The organism is uncultured Streptococcus sp. (assembly GCF_938036805.1).
GTDB lineage: Bacteria > Bacillota > Bacilli > Lactobacillales > Streptococcaceae > Streptococcus.
In genome coordinates, this window is record NZ_CALHWC010000213.1 from 1 (window position 1) to 2191 (window position 2191).

The 2191-nt window shown below is 46.1% G+C and carries 2 protein-coding genes and 1 pseudogene; all 3 read left to right on the forward strand.

Going from position 1 to position 2191, the window contains the following annotated elements:
• On the forward strand, positions 1-446 hold a 446-nt coding region (locus Q0191_RS09175), incomplete at its 5' end, for an amidase (protein ID WP_297665848.1).
• On the forward strand, positions 446-1879 hold the full coding sequence (gene gatB, locus Q0191_RS09180) for an Asp-tRNA(Asn)/Glu-tRNA(Gln) amidotransferase subunit GatB (RefSeq protein WP_297665850.1): 1434 nt from the start codon (positions 446-448) through the stop codon (positions 1877-1879). The genes Q0191_RS09175 and gatB, both read left to right, overlap by 1 nt.
• Positions 1880-1969: 90 nt before the next feature.
• Positions 1970-2191, forward strand: a pseudogene (locus Q0191_RS09185) (hypothetical protein); the annotation flags it as partial.

Here is a 2191-nt window from a genome sequence, read left to right on the forward strand (position 1 = left end):
ATGTCAAATCTCGTAGCGAAGGCTTTGGTGAAGAGGTGAAACGCCGCATCATGCTTGGGACATTCAGCTTGTCGTCTGGTTACTACGATGCCTACTTCAAGAAAGCTGGTCAGGTTCGGACCCTGATTATGCAAGATTTTGCTAAGGTTTTTGAAAAATATGACTTGATCTTAGGCCCAACTGCACCAACTGTAGCTTATGACTTGGGCAGTCAAAACCAAGATCCTGTGGCCATGTATTTGGCTGACCTTTTGACCATTCCAGTTAATCTGGCTGGCCTGCCTGGCATTTCAATCCCTGCTGGCTTTGCAGATGGTCTTCCTGTCGGCTTGCAGCTGATTGGGAACCACTTTGATGAAGCGACCATCTATCAGGCAGCCGCAGCATTTGAAGCGACGACTGACTATCACAAGCAGCAGCCAGTTATCTTTGGAGGTGAAAAATAATGAACTTTGAAACAGTTATCGGACTGGAAGTCCATGTTGAATTGAAGACCAATTCAAAAATTTTCTCACCGGCTCCAGCTCACTTCGGTGAAGATCCAAATGCCAACACTAATATCATTGACTGGTCCTTCCCGGGTGTTTTGCCTGTTATGAACAAGGGTGTCATTGACTATGGTATCAAGGCTGCTCTGGCTTTGAATATGGACATTCACCAGAAGATGCACTTTGACCGCAAGAATTACTTCTATCCAGACAATCCCAAAGCCTATCAAATTTCTCAGTTTGATGAGCCGATTGGCTACAATGGCTGGATTGAGATTGAACTAGAAGACGGCACAACCAAGAAAATCCGTATCGAGCGGGCCCACTTGGAAGAAGATGCTGGAAAGAATACCCACGGTAGTGACGGCTACTCTTATGTGGACCTCAACCGCCAAGGGGTGCCGCTGATTGAGATTGTGTCTGAAGCGGATATGCGTAGTCCAGAAGAAGCCTATGCCTATCTGACTGCTCTCAAGGAAATCATTCAGTACACGGGCATTTCGGATGTCAAGATGGAAGAGGGCTCCATGCGGGTTGACGCCAATATTTCCATCCGTCCTTACGGCCAGAAAGAGTTTGGTACCAAGACTGAGCTGAAAAACCTTAACTCTTTCAACTTTGTCCGTAAGGGTCTGGCATTTGAGGAAAAACGCCAGGCTGAAATCCTACGCAGTGGTGGTCAAATCCGTCAGGAAACCCGTCGTTATGATGAAGCGACTGGCGAAACTCTGCTCATGCGGGTGAAGGAAGGTTCGGCTGACTATCGTTACTTCCCAGAGCCTGATCTGCCTATCTTTGAGATCGAAGATGCTTGGATTGAGCAAGTGCGCAGTAGCCTGCCAGCCTTTCCAAAAGAGCGCCGTGCCAAGTATGTGGGCGACTACGGTCTGACTGACTACGATGCCAAGCAGCTGACAGCTACGAAGGCTGTGTCAGATTTCTTTGAAGCAGCTGTTGCGGCAGGTGGCGATGCTAAATCTGTCTCTAACTGGCTCCAAGGAGAAGTGGCGCAATACCTCAATGCAGAAGGAAAGACCATCTCTGAGATTGAGCTGATACCTGAGAACCTGACTGAGATGATTGCCTTGATTGCAGACGGAACGATTTCTTCTAAGATTGCCAAGAAGGTCTTTGTCCATCTGGCTAAAAATGGTGGCTCTGCTAAGGAATATGTACAAAAAGCAGGCCTGATTCAAATCTCAGACCCTGCTCAACTTCTTCCTATTATCCAGCAAGTCTTTGCGGATAATGAAAAAGCCATCAATGACTATAAGGGCGGCAACAAGAATGCGGCCAAGTCCTTGATCGGTCAATTGATGAAGGCTACCAAGGGTCAAGCCAACCCACAAGTAGCACAAAAATTGCTCAATGAAGAGTTGGAAAAACTTTAGAAATAAGTGGAAAACCAGTCGTGAGGCTGGTTTTCGCCTTTTATTTGAATGGAACTTATGGTAAAATAGATAAAAAATAATGGAGTCCTTATGTCAGAAGTTAAAGTAAAACGCGGAACAGGCTTTGTAGGGATTATTGGGAATTTTCCAATTTTAGTCAATGGTCAAAAGGTTGGTACGATCCAGAATGACGACGAGGCCATCTTTCCTATTGAGGGAGAAGAAGCTGTTGTTCGTGTAGGGGTAGCTCCTATGAGAACCAAGCCAGTGACAGTTAAAGCAGGGCAAACCTTGCTGATTGAAACAAATTTT